This is a genomic window from Streptomyces sp. NPDC102360, from assembly GCF_044766085.1.
In the GTDB taxonomy this organism is placed as follows: Bacteria; Actinomycetota; Actinomycetes; order Streptomycetales; family Streptomycetaceae; genus Streptomyces.
The window spans coordinates 310,129-327,094 of sequence record NZ_JBIWLG010000001.1 but is presented as its reverse complement, the minus strand read 5'-3'; the positions used below and the strand labels follow the sequence as shown (position 1 = coordinate 327,094).

At 71.3% G+C, this 16,966-nt stretch carries 13 protein-coding genes; 8 read left to right on the top strand and 5 right to left on the bottom strand.

All coding sequences use genetic code 11. The features are described 5' to 3' along the window. Positions 1 to 55: 55 nt before the first annotated feature. On the bottom strand, positions 56 to 1,330 hold the full coding sequence (locus tag ACIRHA_RS01460; protein ID WP_403838616.1) for an extracellular solute-binding protein: 1,275 nt from the start codon (positions 1,328 to 1,330) through the stop codon (positions 56 to 58). Between the two features lie 272 nt (positions 1,331 to 1,602). Between ACIRHA_RS01460 and ACIRHA_RS01455 the strand changes: the two genes are divergently transcribed. The 6 genes from ACIRHA_RS01455 to ACIRHA_RS01430 all read left to right on the top strand — a co-directional run bounded on the left by ACIRHA_RS01455 (position 1,603) and on the right by ACIRHA_RS01430 (position 8,538). Further along, positions 1,603 to 2,688, top strand: coding sequence for a LacI family DNA-binding transcriptional regulator (locus ACIRHA_RS01455; RefSeq protein ID WP_403838614.1), 1,086 nt, complete (start codon positions 1,603 to 1,605; stop codon positions 2,686 to 2,688). 607 nt (positions 2,689 to 3,295) lie between these two features. After that, positions 3,296 to 4,483: a hypothetical protein gene (locus ACIRHA_RS01450; RefSeq protein WP_403838613.1), complete on the top strand. Its 1,188-nt coding sequence runs from the start codon at positions 3,296 to 3,298 to the stop codon at positions 4,481 to 4,483. Next, positions 4,480 to 6,684: a tetratricopeptide repeat protein gene (locus tag ACIRHA_RS01445; protein WP_403838611.1), complete on the top strand. Its 2,205-nt coding sequence runs from the start codon at positions 4,480 to 4,482 to the stop codon at positions 6,682 to 6,684. Before ACIRHA_RS01450 ends, ACIRHA_RS01445 begins: the two co-directional genes overlap by 4 nt. Beyond that, positions 6,681 to 7,250: a flavin reductase family protein gene (locus ACIRHA_RS01440; protein WP_403838609.1), complete on the top strand. Its 570-nt coding sequence runs from the start codon at positions 6,681 to 6,683 to the stop codon at positions 7,248 to 7,250. The genes ACIRHA_RS01445 and ACIRHA_RS01440 overlap by 4 nt, the downstream gene beginning before the upstream one ends. 53 nt (positions 7,251 to 7,303) lie before the next feature. After that, complete coding sequence (locus ACIRHA_RS01435; protein WP_403838607.1) at positions 7,304 to 7,789, top strand: Lrp/AsnC family transcriptional regulator; 486 nt, start codon at positions 7,304 to 7,306, stop codon at positions 7,787 to 7,789. Between the two features lie 32 nt (positions 7,790 to 7,821). After that, positions 7,822 to 8,538, top strand: coding sequence for an HAD family hydrolase (locus ACIRHA_RS01430; protein WP_403838605.1), 717 nt, complete (start codon positions 7,822 to 7,824; stop codon positions 8,536 to 8,538). Here the strand turns inward: ACIRHA_RS01430 and ACIRHA_RS01425 are convergent. Beyond that, positions 8,486 to 10,141 carry an AMP-binding protein gene (locus tag ACIRHA_RS01425; protein WP_403838603.1) on the bottom strand — a complete coding sequence of 552 codons (1,656 nt, stop codon included), beginning with the start codon at positions 10,139 to 10,141 and terminating at the stop codon, positions 8,486 to 8,488. The two genes, ACIRHA_RS01430 and ACIRHA_RS01425, sit on opposite strands and share 53 nt — an antisense overlap. Before the next feature lie 11 nt (positions 10,142 to 10,152). Continuing rightward, positions 10,153 to 10,794, bottom strand: coding sequence for a TetR/AcrR family transcriptional regulator (locus ACIRHA_RS01420; protein WP_403838601.1), 642 nt, complete (start codon positions 10,792 to 10,794; stop codon positions 10,153 to 10,155). A 117-nt stretch (positions 10,795 to 10,911) separates the two neighbouring features. On the opposite strand from ACIRHA_RS01420, the gene ACIRHA_RS01415 reads away from it, so the two are divergent. Both ACIRHA_RS01415 and ACIRHA_RS01410 read left to right on the top strand, forming a co-directional pair. After that, a complete protein-coding gene (locus ACIRHA_RS01415; protein ID WP_403838599.1) occupies positions 10,912 to 14,067 on the top strand; it encodes a carboxyl transferase domain-containing protein in 3,156 nt (1,051 codons plus the stop codon). A 112-nt stretch (positions 14,068 to 14,179) separates the two neighbouring features. Continuing rightward, positions 14,180 to 15,208: a Ppx/GppA family phosphatase gene (locus ACIRHA_RS01410; RefSeq protein ID WP_403838597.1), complete on the top strand. Its 1,029-nt coding sequence runs from the start codon at positions 14,180 to 14,182 to the stop codon at positions 15,206 to 15,208. Between the two features lie 120 nt (positions 15,209 to 15,328). Here the strand turns inward: ACIRHA_RS01410 and ACIRHA_RS01405 are convergent, their stop codons facing one another. Further along, complete coding sequence (locus ACIRHA_RS01405) at positions 15,329 to 16,375, bottom strand: LLM class flavin-dependent oxidoreductase (RefSeq protein WP_403838595.1); 1,047 nt, start codon at positions 16,373 to 16,375, stop codon at positions 15,329 to 15,331. After that, a complete protein-coding gene (locus tag ACIRHA_RS01400) occupies positions 16,375 to 16,899 on the bottom strand; it encodes an SRPBCC family protein (protein WP_403838593.1) in 525 nt (174 codons plus the stop codon). Before ACIRHA_RS01400 ends, ACIRHA_RS01405 begins: the two co-directional genes overlap by 1 nt. Between the last annotated feature and the right edge of the window lie 67 nt (positions 16,900 to 16,966).

Genomic DNA, 16,966 nt, shown 5'->3' with positions numbered 1-16,966 from the left:
GCTGTGCCGGTTCGCGCCCACCCCTCCGGGGCGCGAACCGGCCGTTGCTAGCGGGTCACTTGGAGAAGCCGGGCAGCAGTTTGGCGAACGAGGTCTCCAGGCTGCTCACGCCCTGGTCCAGGGACTCCTTGCCGGTGGCGACCTTCGGCAGTTCCTGGTCCATCGGCGTCCACAGCGAGCTGTACTCGGGCAGCTCCGGTCGCGGCTGCGCGCTGCTGAGCACCTTCTGGTAGCCGGCGATGCCGGGGTCGGCGGTGACCTTCGCGGTGTAGGCGTCCTGGCGGGTGGGCAGCGTCGCGTTCTTCAGGGCGACCTGCTCCTGCGTCTTCGCCGACGTCATCCACTTCACGAACTTCAGCGAGGCCTCCTGGTGGGCCTTGTCCGAACCCGCGTACAGGGACAGGTTGTGGCCGCCCGTCGGGGCGCCCGGCTTGCCGCCGGAGCCGGCCGGCACGGTGGCGATCCCGAGGTTCTTCTTGTCCTTGAACGCCGAACCCTTGTAGAAGTTCGTGATCTCCCACGGGCCCTGGATGGTCGAGGCGACCTTGCCGTTCACGAACGCGTCCTGGATGTGCGCGTACGCGTCCGCGGTGGCGTCGGCCTTGTGCAGGCCCTTGCCGCTGAACAGGCCCTTCCAGGTGGTGAGGCCCTTCTTGGCGGCGGCGGAGCCGATGGTGATCTTCTTGCCCGCGGGGTCGACGGTGTCGGTGCCCTCGCCCATCAGGAACGGCTCGGCGTAGTAGCCGGCCGTGGAGCCCCAGAAGCCGTCGGCGCCGGTCTCGGCCTTCACCTTGGCCGCGTCCTTCTTCAACTGGTCCCAGGAGGCGGGTGCTTCGGTGATGCCCGCCTTCTTGAAGAGGGCCTTGTTGTAGACGAACGCGAGGGTGTCGGTGACCAGCGGGACACCGTAGGTCTTGCCGTCGAACTGGGCCTGCTTGATGAGGGACGCCTGGAACTTGTCCTTGTCGGCGAGCGCCTCGGTGCCGTCGAGCGGCAGCAGGTAGCTCTTCTTGGCGAACGCCGGGGTCCAGCCGACCTCGGCGCGCAGCACGTCGGGGGCGCCGCTGGCGCCGGCCGCCGTGTCGAACTTGTTCTGCGCCTGGTCGAAGGGCACGTTGACGTACTTGACCTTGATGTCCGGGTTGGCCTTGGTGAAGTCCTTGGCCAACTGCTTGTACGTGGGCGCCTCGTTCGTCGCGTTCGAGGTGTCCCACCACGTGATGGTGACCGGGCCCGACGCCTTGTCGCCGCTGTCGTCACTTCCACCGCAGGCCGTCGCCGCGAGTGCGAGGGACGCCACCACCGCGGTGGCCACAATGCCACGCCGCATGAGAACTCCTAGAGGGTTGGGCCCGACTGAGCGACGTGAACGTAACAGCGCCGCAAGCCCGAGGAAAGACCTTGCTGAAAAATATTGCAGAGATGGGCGGAGGTTACGGCTTCGTGACCTCCAAGTTGCGGCACTCTGCGGGTGGTTATCACCCGTTACATGGGCTTATGCAGTGCTGCAAGGCCCTGCAAGCTCTTGCCACGGGGCCGCGTCACAGGGATCATCGGAACTCTTGCCAGCTCCCCCAGCTCTTGGCCCTCACAAGGAGTGCGATGACCCAGCTGCCCGCCCAGGCCGCCCGCAAGGCGGCGCAGGCCCCGCCCGCGACCGCGCGCCTCGCCGACATCGCGGCGCAGGCGGGGGTGAGCGAGGCGACGGTGAGCCGGGTCCTCAACAGCAAGCCGGGCGTCGCCGCGGCGACCCGCCAGTCGGTCCTCGCGGCGCTCGATGTGCTGGGCTACGAACGCCCGGTGCGGCTTCGCCGGCGCAGCGAGGGGCTCGTCGGCCTGATCACGCCTGAGCTGGAGAACCCGATCTTCCCGGCGCTCGCCCAGGTCATCGGCCAGGCGCTGACCCGCCAGGGCTACACGCCGGTCCTCGCGACGCAGACCCCCGGGGGCTCGACGGAGGACGAGCTGACGGAGATGCTCGTCGACCGTGGTGTCACCGGCATCATCTACGTCTCCGGACTGCACGCCGACACCACGGCCGACATGCGGCGCTACGAGCAACTGCGCGCGCAGGGCGTCCCGTTCGTGCTCGTGGACGGGTTCTCGCCGCAGGTGCGGGCTCCGTTCATCTCGCCGGACGACCGCGCGGCCATGCAACTGGCGGTCACCCACCTCGGCTCGCTCGGCCACACGCGGATCGGGCTGGCGCTCGGCCCGAAGCGGTTCGTGCCGGTGCAGCGGAAGATCGAGGGCTTCGTGCGGGCGATGCGGGACCGGTTCGACCTCACGGCCGACGACATCGAGCGCGAGCTGGTCCAGCACTCCCTGTACACGCTGGAGGGCGGGCAGGCCGCGGCCTTCGACCTGATGGACCGTGGCTGCACCGCGATCGTGTGCGCCAGCGACATGATGGCACTCGGCGCGATCCGGGCGGCCCGGCAGCGGGGTCTTGAGGTACCTGACGACATTTCGGTGGTCGGGTTCGACGACTCCCCGCTCATCGCGTTCACGGACCCGCCGCTCACGACGATCCGCAAGCCGGTGCAGGCGATGGGGCAGGCGGCGGTCCGTACGGTTCTTGAGGAGATCGGTGGGACGCCTGCGCCGCATACGGAGTTCGTGTTCATGCCGGAGCTTGTTGTGCGCGGGTCGACGGCGTCGGGGCCGGGGGTCATTGCTCGGCGCTAGCCGCGCGGGGCTCTGCCCCGGACCCCCCGCCTCAATCACCGGCGGGGCTTGATGTGCTGAACGCTGCGCTGTTGTCGTCCGTATCCTCCTCCGAGCCCGACGCGCATCGGGCTGTCACGGGGGCCGTGCGGGAGGTACGGATGGCACGCAGAGCGCACCGCTGATCACGGGTGGCGCGGCCGACCGAAGGCGCCGCGCCCGTTTCGATCTCTTCTCCTGATTGACCAGAGCGAACTCTGCTTTCTTTTTTCCCCGCGCAAGGAGCGTGGCTTCCCCCTGCCCGAAAACAGCGGGAAAAGGGCCGCGAAAACAGTTTCGCGATTTATGTCCGGATGCTTCGATTCCCCGTTGACACGCCCGAATTGACATGCCAAAGCTTGCTCCAGCACAGCGATTCCGGAATTCGCACAACTCCGATGCCCCGGAAGGGGGAACACCATGAAGAAGATTTCTGTCCGCAAGGCAGGGCCCATCCGCCTGACCACGGCCTGCTACTACCTCTGTGGCGACGCCGCGTAATTTGCGCCTCCTCGGCCGGGGCCGGACCACCTTCGGGGTCCGGCCCCGGTCACCTGCAACTCCCGTCTCCCACAAGGGGGTGTGCCGGATGAACGGCACGGTTCGTCTGCACCGGCTCACGATGGTCGCCGAGGACGACGGCGTGATGGTCGGCCGGCCCGACACCGGTTCGTACGCGGTGTTCCCCGAGGAAGGGGCACAGGCGCTGCGGATGTTCGCCGACGGGGCGCCCGTCGGCGAGGTCGCCGACTGGTACGAGCGCACGTGCGGCGACCCGCTCGACATGGACGACTTCCTGGAAACCCTCGCCGAACTCGGCTTTCTACACACCGGCGAGCCGGTCGCTGAGCCTCTGCGGGTGCGCTGGCAGGGGCTCGGCAGAGCACTGTTCTCCTGGCCTGCCTGGCTCGCCTACACCGTCCTCGTGGCGGCCGCCGTGACCATGATGGTGCGCGATCCCGGGCTGCGGCCCTCGTACCACCAGGTCTTCTTCACGCACTACCTGACGCTCATCCCGCTGACCGTCTTCGCGCTGGCACTGCCGTGCATCGTCGTGCACGAGGCGTTCCACGCACTCGCCGCGCGGCGGCTCGGCCTGCCGTCCACGCTCGGGATCGGGCGCAGGCTCTATTACGTGGTCGCGGAAACCCGGCTCGATTCACTGCTCAGCGTGGAACGCCAAAAGCGCTTCCTGCCTTTCTGCGCGGGCATGTTGGCGGATGTCGTCCTGCTGTGCGGGTTCACGCTGCTTTCCCTCGCGCTTGACATGAACGCCATTCCGTCGTGGATTCACAAACTCTGTCTCGCTGTCGCCTTCACCTGCGTCCTGCGTCTCATCTGGCAATTCCTGTTCTACTTGGAGACGGACATCTATTACGTGGTGTCGACCGCTACCGGATGCACGGATCTGCAGAACGCGTCGCGGTTCCGGCTGCGCACCACGATCCGCAGGACGCTGCGGCTCGCGCCGCCGACGCCGGACACCGAGTGGTCGCCGCGCGACCACGCCGTGGCCCGCTGGTACGCGCCGCTGCTCTTCGCCGGGTACGGGTTCTCGCTGGCCTCCCTCGCCTGGGCCGGGATCCCCACCGCCACGCATTTCTGGACGACGGTCGTCGACCGGCTCGGCGACCCGCACACCCCGTTCTGGGACCTGGTCGACGCGACGGGCTTCCTGCTCCTGTCCGGCCTGCAGATCGGCCTGCTCGTCCACATCACGCTGCGGGACCGGCGGAACCGGTCCCGTCCCAACGCACCGCAAGGAGCCCTGACATGACCGCTCTCCTGTCCACGCGCCACTGGTGGTTCGACGCCACCGCCACCGCGGACACCACGGCCGCCGAGCCCCCACCGCCCCCGTCCCTGGAGGTCAACTGCCATCGCCGGTTACGCGGCCCGTTCACCGCCGCGTACTTCCTCCTGCACCAGGCGGTTCCCCAACTGGTCGAGCGTGACAGTGAGTTGGTGGCGTCCGCGCGGGCGACCGAGGTGGAGTCGATCGCCCCCGAGCTGATGGAGATCGTGCCGACGCCGCCGCAGACCCTCACCAACCTCGCCGACGCCAAGGAACGCACCCGCTTCTATCCGGCGACCCGCGCCCTGCGCATCGCGCACGGCGTCACCGAACTCCTCATGGACTGGGCGCGGGTGGCCCACCCGCGCGGCCTCACGCTCTCCTTCCGGGGCCTGGACGAGGCCGACCCCACGGACCGCGATCTGGTGGCCGTGCTGCTGCGGCGCTGCGATCCCGCTACGTTGACCGTGGTCGTGGACGGCGCGGGGGCGGCCGACGACCTGCTCGGCAGGGCGCTCGCCGCGCACACCCGCCGCGTTCCCCGGCTCCCGTTCGTGGACGCGGCGCTGCTGCCCGACACCGACCTCGCGCAGCGCTACATCGACAGCGAAGGCACCAGTGACGACGCGCGCCTGCGCCGGGCCTACGAAGCGCTACCCGCCGCCGAACGGGCCCGCCGGCACACCGCACGCGCCGAACTCCTCGCCCACCGGGACGAGCCGACGCTGCGCCTCGGGGCGATCCCGTACCACCTGGAACACGGCACGGACCCGCGGGGCGCGGGCGTCGAGGCGATCGTCGAGGCCGTCACCGCCTGCTTCAACAAGGGGTTCTACGAGGCCGTGGTGGACCTCGCCGAACGCGGCAGGGCCCTCCTCGCCGCCACTGAACCCGGCCGTACGTACTGGAACCTGACGCACAAGACCGGCGCCTGCCTGTGCTATCTGGGGCGCGGCGCGGACGCGTTCGCGTACTTCGAGGAGATGCGGCGCGGCTCCACCTCGCCGGACGCGCACATGGGGACCGCGTACCTCATGGCGATGCTGTACACCCGGTTCCTGCCGAAGGACGCGCACGACGAGGACGCCGCGCTCGCCTGGGTGAACACGGCGATCTCGGTCGCGGACGTGCACCCCGATCCGCACAAGCGGGTCCTCGTGCGGGCGTTCATGCGCAACGCGCGGGCCCTGGTCGAGCTGCACCGCGGCAACGTCGACGGATCGCTCGCGCTGGTCGACGAGGCGATGGCGATCACGGACGCCGACTTCGGCCCTGACGAGCAACTCCTGCACCGCTCCGTGCTGTTGTACAACCGGGCACAGGTGCGCGGCGCGCGCGGCGACCACACCGATTCGCTGGCCGATTACGACGAGGTGATCCGCCGCGACCCGGACTACGGCGACTACTACTTCGAGCGGGCCGCCCAGCACCGCGCGCTCGGCGCGACGAGTGAGGCGCTCGCCGACTACGCGGCGGCGATCCGGCTCACGCCGCCGTTCTACGAGGCGCACTTCAACCGGGCCGATCTATTAAGGGAGTTGGGCGACGATGCGGGCGCGCTGCGCGATCTGGACTACGCCCTGGCCGTCGAACCGGAGCACGTCGACTCGCTGCTGCACCGCGCGGACCTGTCCCTGGAGCGCGGCGACTTCGACCGGGCCCGCGCGGACATCACCCACGGCCTGGACATCGCGCCGGACAACTCCCAACTCCTGGCCGCACAGGGTGCGTTGCACTCCGAACTGGGCGACACGGCAGCCGCGTACGAGAGTTACTCGGCGGCGTTGAAGGCGAACCCGGGCTGCCTCGCCGCCTGGGCGAACCGGGCCGTCCTCGCCTTCGACACGGGCCGCGCGGCCGAGGCGGTCCACGACCTGGACGCGGCCCTCGCGCTCGAAGACGACGCGGAACTGCGGGCCAACCGGGCCGTGGCACTGCAGTCTCTCGGCGAGCACCGGCGCGCGGCCGCCGACCTGGACCGCGCTGTGGACTCGACGGACGGCGCGCCCGACCCGGAGCTGCTGTACCTGCGGGGCGTCAGCCGCTTCGCCCTCGACGACCCGTCAGGGGCGCTCGCGGACTGGCGCGCCCACCTTGCCGCGTACGAACGCGGCGGCGCCTCGCCGCACGCCGAGGAGATCCACGCCCGCGCCGGGGCCGCGCTGCGGGAGGGCGCGGCGTGACCGCCGAGGCAGCGCTTCCCGACACACCCGCGACCGCAGGGGCGACGAGTCCGCCGCACGTCGAACCGGCCGGGGCCGACCTCGTACGGTCCGCGCTGCGGCGGCATGCCAAGGGGGTCGCCGTGGTCACGGTCGGCGGGGAGCGACCCGCCGGGTTCTGCGTCACCTCGCTCGCCTCGCTCTCCCTCGACCCGCCGCTCCTGTCGTTCACGGTGGGCCTGCGCTCGGGTTCGTGGGAGGCGGTGCGGAACGCGACGTGGGTGATGGTGCAGCTGCTTTCCGCCGGCCAGGAGGAGGTGGCGCGGGTCTTCGCGGGCCCGCGCCACGCCCGCTTCGGGCCGCGCACCTCCTGGCACCGCGACCCGCTGGACCTTCCCGCCCTGGACGGCGTACTGGCCCGCTTCGTGCTCACGCCGGTCAGCATGCGCCCGGTCGGCGACCACGCCCTGGTCATCGGGCTCGTGGTGCGGGCGGACCGGGTCGCGAAGGCGGGGCCGCTGGTGCACCACGACGGGACGTTCGTCGGCCTGCCGGAGCCGTCCGGCGCGACAGGCGCCCCGCACTGAGCCATTGGTACAGTCGGCGGCGTTGCGCCGCGCCACCGAAGGAGTCCGACGCCATGGCCGTGGACCAGCTCGACACCCGCATCCTGCGGCTCCTCCTGGAACAGCCCCGCACCAGCATGCGCGAGTACGCCCGGATCCTCGGCGTCGCCCGCGGCACACTCCAGGCCCGGGTCGACCGGATGGAGCGGGACGGTGTGATCACCGGCGTGCAGCCGTCCCTCTCCCCCGCGGCCCTCGGCCACCCGGTGCTCGCCTTCGTGCACATCGAGACCACGCAGGGCCACCTGGGGGACGTGGGGGACGAACTCGCGGGCGTGCCGGAGATCATCGAGGCGTACTCCACCACCGGCGGCGGCGATCTCCTGGCCCGCGTCGCGGCGCGCGACGCCGAGCATCTGGAGGATGTGATCCAGCAGCTCAACCGCCTGCCCGGGGTGGTCCGCACCCGCACGGAGGTGGCGCTGCGCGAGCGCGTCCCGCACCGGCTGCTGCCGCTGGTCGAGGCGATCGGCAAGGCGGCGGCGCAGCCGCGCGGATGATCGGCGGACCCCGGTCCTGCATCCTGGGTCACATGAGCGACGCGAACCACCCCTCGTACCACTTCGGCGACACCGCGGTCGTCTTCGATCTCGACGGCACCCTCGTCGACAGCGAGCCGAACTACTTCAAGGCCTCCCTCGCCACTCTCGCCCGCCAGGGCGTCAAGGACTTCACGTGGGCCGACCACGAGACGTACGTCGGGATCTCCACGCTGGAGACCATCGGCATCTGGAAGCGGAAGTACGGCATCGACGCGCCGGACGGCGAGCTCCTTGAGGAGATGAACGCCCGCTATCTGGAGTTCGCGCGCGCCGACACCCATGTCTTCCCGCAGATGCGCCTTTTCGTCGAGCGGCTGCACGCGGCGGGTGTGCCGATGATCGTCGCGTCGGGCTCCTCGCCGGAGGCCATCGACTCGATCCTCACCGGTACGGGGCTCGGGGCGCAGTTGCAGCTGTACGTGTCGGCGGACGAGGTGGAGCACGGCAAGCCGGCGCCCGACGTGTTCCGGGAGGCGGCGCGCCGGCTCGGCGCGCGGGCCTCGCACTGTGTGGTCCTGGAGGACGCGGCGCCGGGGGCCGCCGCCGCGCACGCGGCCGGCATGCGCTGCATCGCGCTGCCGTATGTCGCGGCGCAGGCGGACGACCCGGCGTTCACCACGGCCGATCTGCTGTTCAAGAGCGGTCAGGAGGAGTTCACGGCGCGGGCCGCGTGCGAGTGGCTCGAGCGCTCAGCTCCGTCTTCCTGATCTTCCCGGTGGGGGTGAGCGGCAGCTCGTCGAGTATCTCGACGATGCCCGGGACCTTGTACGTCGCCATGTTCCCGGCCGCCCACTCCTTCAGCCCGTCCCCGGTGAGCGCCGAGCCGGGGACAGTGCGCGCGAAGGCGTACGGACGCTGGCCGCTCTCCGGATCGTCGACGGCGACGACCGCGGCGGCGAGCACGTCGGGGTGCTGGGCCAGCAGGGTCTCCACCTCCGTAGGGAAGACGCTCATGCCCTTCACCTTGATCATGTCCTTGTCGCGGCCCAGGTAGTGCAGGCACCCCTCTTCGTCGAGGGCGCCGATGTCACCGGTGTGCAGCCAGCCGTCCCGCAGCGCGCTCGCGGTCGCCTCGGGAGCGCGCCAGTAGCGGGTGAGCACGGACGGGCCGCGCACCACGATCTCGCCCCGCTCCCCCAGCGGCAGCGGCTCACCGGTGGTGAAGTCGACGACCATGAAGTCCGTACCGGGGACGGGCAGTCCGCAGAACACCGGGTCGCTCAGCAGATCGTGGTCGCCGTCCTGGAAGCCGAGTGTGTTGGTGTCACTGGTGTGTGTCTCGGTCATGCCGTACGAGGCCTCGCGCAGCACACTGTGCTCGCCGACGGCCGCCTTCCACCGGGCGCGCAGGGCCGGGGTGAGCTTGCGGATGAAGGAGACGGTGAGCGGGCTCGACAGGCTCGTCAGGTCGTGGCGCGCGAAGTCGGGGTGGTCGAGGAGTTCGAGGTAGTTCTCGACGGTGCCGGCCATGGTGGTCGCGCCGTGGGTCTCGATGGCGTCGAGGACCTCGGCCGCGTTCCAGCGGGTGAGCAGGATGCTGGTGCCACCCGAGACGAGCGGGGCGAGGATGCCGAGGTTCTCGCCCGCTATCCAGAAGATGGGCAGGTAGCAGACGGAGACGATGCCGCGCTCGCGCTCCTCGTCCGTGGCTGCCCTGCCGTTGTCGATGGCGGTGGCCGTGTAGACCATGTGCCGCTGGGTGTGCTCGCAGCCCTTGGGCAGTCCGGTGGTGCCTCCGGTGTAGTTGAGGGCGGCGAGCGCGTCGAGGTCGTCGGCGATGGTGTCGTGACGGGCCTGGGCGACGGCCCGCGGCCAGTCGGCGTCCGCGAGCACGGTGCGTACGGGGGTGTCGGCGCGCACCTCGTCGACGGCGGGCAGCAACGCGTCCCGCGTGACGACCAACTCCGGTCCAGCATCGTTCAGTTCGTGCCGCAGCTCCGCCGCGCGGAACATCGGGTTCACCGGTACGTGCACCGCCCCGATCCGGAGCACGGCGAGCATCGCGACGACGAAGCGGGCCCCGTTCGGCAGGAAGACGCCGACGCGGTCGCCGGGCCGTACGCCCTGTTCGGTCATCCAGCCCGCCAACCGGGCGCTCTGGTCGTCGAGTTGCCGGTAGCTGAGGGTCTCGGCCGCCGTGACGATCGCGGGCCGGTCCGGATGGAGACCGGCCCAGCGGGCCACATGCCCGGGGAGCGTCAGCTCCCCGCCGTCATGGCGGGTTTCGGACGGCTGGCGGCCGGACCTGGACCTGGCCTGGCGGGCGCGCAGGTCGTGCAGATGGGCCTGGATGGCTGTGCCGGTGGACAACGTGCGGCTCCCTACTGCTGCGGTGCTGCTCCGATACCGAGAAGGTGCAGGTACATGGCGGTCGCGTCGGCGACCGCCTGGTCGTACGTGGCCGGCCGCTCGGCGACGAGCCGGGCGAACTCGATGCTCATGCCGCCGACGGCACGGGACAGGGTGAGCGGGTCGACGACCGGGTGGGCCCGGCCCTGTGCCGCGACCCGGCGTACGTAGCGGGCGGCGCGGCGGACCGGACGCTCGCGGATCTCCTCCCACAGGGCGCGCACCTCGGCGTCGCCCCGCGCCTGCTGTTCGAGGAGGACGAGCAGGGGCAGGTGCCTGGCATAGGCGGCGATGAACGCGGCCGTGGAGGCGCCTGCCACCGCCGCCACGTCGTCGGTGTCCACCCCGGGCACGTCCTGCGCGCTGAGGAACGCGTCCCGTACGCGCCCCGCGAGCACCCGGAAGACCTCTTCCTTGGACGCGAAGTAGACGTAGAAGCCGGCCCGTGACACCTCCGCCTGCGCGGTGATGTCGGCGATGGTCGCCGGGCCGTAGCCGAGCCGCGCGAAGACCTGCTCGGCCGCGTCGAGCAGCCGTCCGCGCGCCGGTGCGTCGGTCCGGTCGCGGGCGGTGCGGACGGACCATTCCTGTTGTGCCTGCTGACTGCGTGCCACAGCGCCAGAGTATTGACGTTGACGTCAGTGTCAATGAGCATGACGGAATCCGCGTTCGGAACCCCGGGTCCTCGGAATCCTGGAACCGAACCCGACTTCGACTTCCCGGAGGGGCACATGGGGTCTGCCGCCGTACTCGTCGCCAACCGAGGGGAGATCGCCGTCCGGGTGCTGCGCGCCGCCGCCGAACTCGGGCTGCGCACGGTGGCCGTGCACGAGCCGGGCGACGAGGCGCACCTGCACCTGGCGGACGAGGCCGTGCCGCTCGCGGCGGGCGGCTACCTGGACGCCGAGCCGCTGGTCGCGGCCGCGCGCCGGGCCGGCTGCACGTATCTGCACCCCGGTTACGGCTTCCTGAGCGAGTCCGCGGCGCTCGCCCGGCGGTGCGCGGACGCCGGTGTCACCTTCGTGGGCCCCTCGCCGGAGGTGCTCGACCTGTTCGGGGACAAGGCACGCGCCCGTGCGCTCGCCGTCGAGACCGGGGTGCCGGTCCTGCCCGGCACCGAGGGTGACACCACGCTGGAGGAGGCGCGGGCGTTCCTCGCCGAAGCGGCCGGCGGCCCGGTGATGGTCAAGGCCGTGGGCGGGGGCGGCGGGCGCGGGATGCGGGTCGTACGGGACGCGGCGGAGCTCGACGAGGCGTGGGAGCGGTGCGCATCTGAGGCCCAACAAGCCTTCGGTCGAGCTGAGTTGTATGTGGAACGTCTGTGGGAGGGCGCCCGGCACATCGAGGTGCAGGTCGTCGGCGACGGTGCCACCGCGAGTCATCTGTGGGAGCGGGACTGCAGCGCGCAGCGCCGGCACCAGAAGCTCGTCGAGATCGCCCCGGCGCCGGGACTCGGCGCGAGCCTGCGCGGCCGGCTCCTCGACGCCGCCCTGCGCCTGGCCCGCGCCACCCACTACGCGGGGGTCGGCACGGTCGAATTTCTGCTCCGGGGCGAGGAGTTCGTGTTCATGGAGGCCAATCCGCGCCTCCAGGTGGAGCACACGGTGACGGAGGAGGTGACGGGTGTCGACCTGGTCGCGACGCAGCTGCGGATCGCGGCGGGCGAGAGCCTGGCCGACCTCGGCCTCACCGAGGAGCCGCCCGCGCCGCGCGGCTTCGCCGTGCAGTCGCGGGTGAACGCGGAGGTCACGGGGCCGGACGGAGCGGTGCGCCCGTCGGCGGGGCGGCTCGCGCGCCTCGACGTGCCGACCGGCCCCGGTGTGCGCGTCGACACCGCCGCCCGCACCGGCACCGAAGTCGGCACGCGCTACGACTCCCTCCTCGCCAAGGTCGTCGCGCACGCGCCGGCCGGTGACTTCGCGGCGGCGTGCGCGCGGGCGCGGCGGGCGCTCGACGAGTTCACGGTGGAGGGTGTGCGGACCGGCATCCCCTTCCTGGCCAGGCTGCTCGACCATCCCGGCTTTACGGCGGGCGGCTTCGACACGGGCTTCGTCCAGCGGCATCTGGCGGAACTGGCGCCACCGGTCGAACCCGAACGCGCGACGGAAGCGGGCACGGTGGCCGCCCCCATGAGCGGAACGGTCGTCTCTGTCGACGTCGCCCCTGGCCAACACGTCGCCGCGGGCGCCACGTTGCTCGTCCTCGAGGCCATGAAGATGGAGCACGTCGTGCGCGCCGAGCAGGCGGGTGTCGTACGGGCGGTGGGGGTGGTGGTCGGCGAGACCGTTACAGAATTCGCCGAAGTGATACACCTCGACGTGATGGAGGGGGACGGCCCGCAGCAGGACACGGCCGTCGAGATCGACCTCGACGCGGTCCGTCCCGACCTCGCGCAGGTCGTCGCGCGGCACGCCTTCGGCCTCGACGAGAACCGCCCGGAAGCGGTCGCCAAGCGGCACGCGAAGGGGCTGCGCACGGCCCGCGAGAACATCGATGACCTGTGCGACCCGGGGACGTTCACCGAGTACGGCTCGCTCGCGGTGGCCGCGCAGCGGCGCCGCCGCCCGCTGGACGACCTCATCCGCTCGACGCCCGCCGACGGCATGGTCACCGGCACCGGCAGGATAGACGGCGCGCCCGTGGTCGCGATGTCGTACGACTACACGGTGCTCGCCGGAACACAGGGCCACAACAACCACCGCAAGACCGACCGGATGCTGCACCTGGCCGAGGAACGCGGCCTGCCCGTCGTGCTGTTCGCGGAGGGCGGCGGGGGCCGCCCCGGTGACACCGACACCTCGTCGATCGCCGGCCTCGACGTCATGACGTTCCATCAAATGGCGCGGCTCAACGGCAAGGTGCCGCTCGTCGGTATCGCGTCGGGCCGCTGCTTCGCCGGGAACGCGGCGCTGCTCGGCAGCTGCGACGTCATCATCGCGACGCCCGAGGCGAACATCGGTATGGGCGGCCCCGCGATGATCGAGGGCGGCGGCCTCGGTGTGCACCGCCCGGAGGACATCGGCCCGCTGTCGGTGCAGGTGCCGAACGGGGTGGTGGACCTCCCGGTCGCCGACGAGGCGGAGGCGGTCCGCGTGGCCCGCGCCTACCTGTCGTACTTCCAGGCACCGCAGGCGAGTTGGGAGGCGCCGGACCCGCGACGCCTTCGCCACGCGATCCCCGAGAACAGGCGCCGCGCCTACGACATCCGCGCCGCGATCGAGGGGCTCGCCGACACGGACTCGGTGCTCGAACTGCGCCGCGGTTTCGGAGCGGGCGTGGTCACGGCGCTGGTACGGATCGAGGGCCGGCCGATGGGCCTGGTCGCCAACAACCCGGCGCACCTCGGCGGCGCCGTCGACCGGGACGCCGCGGACAAGGCGGCGCGCTTCCTGCGGCTGTGCGAGTCGTTCGGCCTCCCGGTCCTCTCCCTGTGCGACACGCCGGGGTTCATGGTCGGCCCGGAGTCCGAACGCACGGCGACGGTACGTCAGTTCGCGGACCTGTTCGTGGCGGGAGCCCGCCTCACCGTCCCGCTCGTCTGTCTCGTGCTGCGCAAGGCGTACGGGCTCGGGGCGATGGCCATGATGGGCGGTTCGACGCGGGCGCCGCTCGGCACGGCGGCCTGGCCGAGCGGCGAGTTCGGCGGGATGGGCCTGGAGGGCGCGGTGCGGCTCGGCTACCGGCGCGAGCTGGAGGCGATCGCCGATCCCGCCGAGCGGGAGCGGGCGTTCGAGGCGCGGGTCGCGGAGCTGTACGAGCACGGGAAGGCGGTGAACGCGGCGGCGGCGCTGGAGATCGACGCGGTGATCGACCCGGCGGATTCCAGGAGTTGGATCATGTCGGCTCTCTCAAGCCCGTACGGCTTTTCAAGCCCCTGCGGCGATTGAGCGGGCTTTTTAAGCCCCGCTCTTGGACGAGAGCCGGCGGGGGCGGAGCCCCGAGGCCGTAACCCGCCCCTTCCGCGCATTTATGCACGCCAAGAGGGGTACTCGGCGGATCATGCGTATCAGTGTGGTGGATGTCGGCTCGAACACCGTGCGTCTCGCGATCGCGGACGCCCGCGACGGAGCACCGCTGCCGGTGCACACGGCCAAGCGGCGGCTACGGCTGTCGGAGCTGGTGGACGGCGACCGAAGACTCGGCTCCGCGGCCGTCGAGCGGGTGGTCGACGCGGTACGGACGGCGGTCACTGAGGCCGAACGCTGGGGCAGCGACGAGCCGTTCGTCTTCGCCACGGCCATCGTCCGGGACGCGCCGAACCGGGACGAGGTGCTCGACGCCGTCGAGGAGGGCACCGGGGTGCGGCCCCGAGTGCTGCCCGGCGAGGTGGAGGCCGAGCTGACGTTCCTCGCGGCGCGGCGCTGGATGGGCTGGCGGGCCGGTCCGCTCGGGGTACTCGACATCGGCGGCGGTTCGCTCGAGGTCGCCTTCGGGCGTGGCCGGCTGCCCGAGTTCGCGATTTCGCTGCCGCTCGGGGCGGGGCGGTTGACGCGCGAGCATCTGCCGGACGGTGGGGCGCCGCCGACGGAGCAGGAGTTGAAGGCGCTGCGGCGGCATGTGCGGCATCAGCTCAGGGACGTCGCGGCGCGGATCCGCTGGGAGGGGCCGCTCACGGCGGCGGCCACGTCGCGTACGTTCACGCAGTTGGCGCGCCTGTGCGGGGCCCCTCCGGGGCGTCATGGGCCGTTTGTGCCAAGGCAGTTGAGCCGGAAGGCCTTGGGCGTCGCGGTGACCGAGCTGGCGGCGTTGCCCGCGGAGCGGCGGGCGGAGTTGCCGGGCATTTCGGCGCCGCGGGCGTCGCAGTCCCTTGCGGGGGCGCTCGTTGGCCATACGGCGATGAAGCTCATGGGCATCCGCGAGCTCACGGTGTGTCCGTGGGCGATCCGGGAGGGCATTCTGCTGCGCCGCATCGAGGGTGACGCGGGGTGGTCGGCGAATGGCCATCCGGCCCTGCATCTGGCGGCCGACCGCCCCTACGCCACGGGGCTCCGCCCCGGACCCCGCGCCTCAATCGCCGGCGGGGCTTGAAAAGCCTGCTCAATCGCCGCAGGGGCTTGATCGTGCCGTCGCCGCCTTGGGCAATCTGCCGCCTTGGGCGGCAGGGTGGGCAAGGCGGCGCCCCGGTGCCGCGCGCTCGCTACGGGGGCGTCAACCCGCTTCCCGGGCCAGCTCGATCGCTCGGCCCAGTGTCGCCAGGCGCGCGTCCACCGTGTCACCCGCCGGGTACAGGCGGACCGTGTCCACCCCCGCCGCCCGCCACACGGCCAACCGCTCCCGCACCATGCGCTCCGTACCGATGAGCGTCGTGGCGAGGACCATGTCGTCGGTGACCAGGGCGACCGCCCCATCGCGGTCTCCGGCCTGCCACCGTTCGCGGACAGCCGCGGCGACGTCCGCCCAGCCCTGCCTGCTGTACGCCTGGTTGTAGAAATTGGTCGAGGCGGAGCCCATGCCGCCGAGGCTGAAGGCGAGCTCCTTCTTGCGGCCGCCCACCACCGCGGCCAGCTCCTCCTCGTCCTCGACGAAGTTCACCTCGGCCCCCTGGCAGATGTCGAGGTCGGCCCTGGTCCGGCCGGACGCCGCGAGCCCCGCGTCCAGGTGGTCGAAGTACGCCTCCTTCGCCCCCTCGGGCACGAAGCTCGTCCCGAGCCACCCGTCGGCGACCTCCCCGGTCAGCCGCAGCATCTTCGGTGACAACGTGGCCAGGTAGATGGGGAGTTCGTGCTCCGCCCGCATCGAAAGGCGCATCGGCTTCGCGTCACCACCGGGCAGTGGCAGCGTGAACTCCCGCCCCTCGTAGGCGAGTTTCTCGCCGGTCGCCGCCATCCGCACGATCTCGACGGTCTCCCGCATCCGGGCCAGCGGGCGCGCGAACGGCACCCCGTGCAGCCCCTCGATCACCTGCGGCCCGGACGGGCCGAGCCCCAGCAGGAAGCGGCCCTCGGAGATGTTCGACAGCGTGATCGCGGCGCGCGCGATGGCCGCCGGAGTACGGGTGGCGAGCTGGATGATGCCGGAGCCGAGCAGCATCCGCTCGGTGCGCGCCGCCAAGTACCCGAGCGGGGACGGTGCTTCGGAACCCCACGCCTCGGCGACCCAGCAGATGTCCAGGCCCAGTTTCTCGGCCTCGGTGACGAAGTCGACGGTCTCCCGCCAGTTCCCTCCGGAGGCCTCGATGGTGGTCGACGTACGCATCAGGCATCGGCCCCTTCCGCATCGGCTTCGGCGAGGGCCTTCAACCCGTCGAGCGCCGCGTTCATGCCCCGCTCCCACTCCCGCAGCCGCCCGTAAACGATCTTCTGCTCCTTCTCCGGCATCCGGTCGATGGCGTACGAGAGGCCGGAGCGGCCGGGGCCCATTCGCGCCCACTGCGCCAGTTCCGTACCCCCGTCCTCCTTCTCCGTGATGCTGAACCGCCATACCGCGCTGGGCTGTTCGGGATCGCCCACGGCCCACGCGAAGACCCGGCCCCGCGCGCACTCGACGACACACGAGGTGGTCTCCCACGCCCCGAACGCCTCGTGCCGACTGCGTCCCACAAAGCGGGCGCCGACACCTCGCTTCTCGTCCAGCCACTCGGCCGACTGCAGTTCCGCGCTGAACCGGGGCATCAGCGAGACATCACTGATCAGCTCCCACACCCGGTCCGCAGGCGCCGCGATCGTGCGCCGCACCTCGACGGTCGGCGTGTCCGCGTAGCGCGCGCCCGTCCACTCCATCGTGCTCCACCTCTCCGGAGAACAGCCTGTGACCACGAGAGTTTCGTAGATGGACTCACTGCGTCAA

What these genes read in the sequence shown, in the direction of transcription:
- ACIRHA_RS01455 (WP_403838614.1), top strand. Translation starts at nt 1,603, where the DNA reads ATGACCCAGCTGCCCGCCCAGGCCGCCCGCAAGGCGGCGCAGGCCCCG.
- ACIRHA_RS01430 (WP_403838605.1), top strand. Translation starts at nt 7,822, where the DNA reads ATGAGCGACGCGAACCACCCCTCGTACCACTTCGGCGACACCGCGGTC.
- ACIRHA_RS01460 (WP_403838616.1), bottom strand. Translation starts at nt 1,330, where the DNA reads ATGCGGCGTGGCATTGTGGCCACCGCGGTGGTGGCGTCCCTCGCACTC.
- ACIRHA_RS01415 (WP_403838599.1), top strand. Translation starts at nt 10,912, where the DNA reads ATGGGGTCTGCCGCCGTACTCGTCGCCAACCGAGGGGAGATCGCCGTC.
- ACIRHA_RS01450 (WP_403838613.1), top strand. Translation starts at nt 3,296, where the DNA reads ATGAACGGCACGGTTCGTCTGCACCGGCTCACGATGGTCGCCGAGGAC.
- ACIRHA_RS01435 (WP_403838607.1), top strand. Translation starts at nt 7,304, where the DNA reads ATGGCCGTGGACCAGCTCGACACCCGCATCCTGCGGCTCCTCCTGGAA.
- ACIRHA_RS01405 (WP_403838595.1), bottom strand. Translation starts at nt 16,375, where the DNA reads ATGCGTACGTCGACCACCATCGAGGCCTCCGGAGGGAACTGGCGGGAG.
- ACIRHA_RS01445 (WP_403838611.1), top strand. Translation starts at nt 4,480, where the DNA reads ATGACCGCTCTCCTGTCCACGCGCCACTGGTGGTTCGACGCCACCGCC.
- ACIRHA_RS01410 (WP_403838597.1), top strand. Translation starts at nt 14,180, where the DNA reads ATGCGTATCAGTGTGGTGGATGTCGGCTCGAACACCGTGCGTCTCGCG.
- ACIRHA_RS01400 (WP_403838593.1), bottom strand. Translation starts at nt 16,899, where the DNA reads ATGGAGTGGACGGGCGCGCGCTACGCGGACACGCCGACCGTCGAGGTG.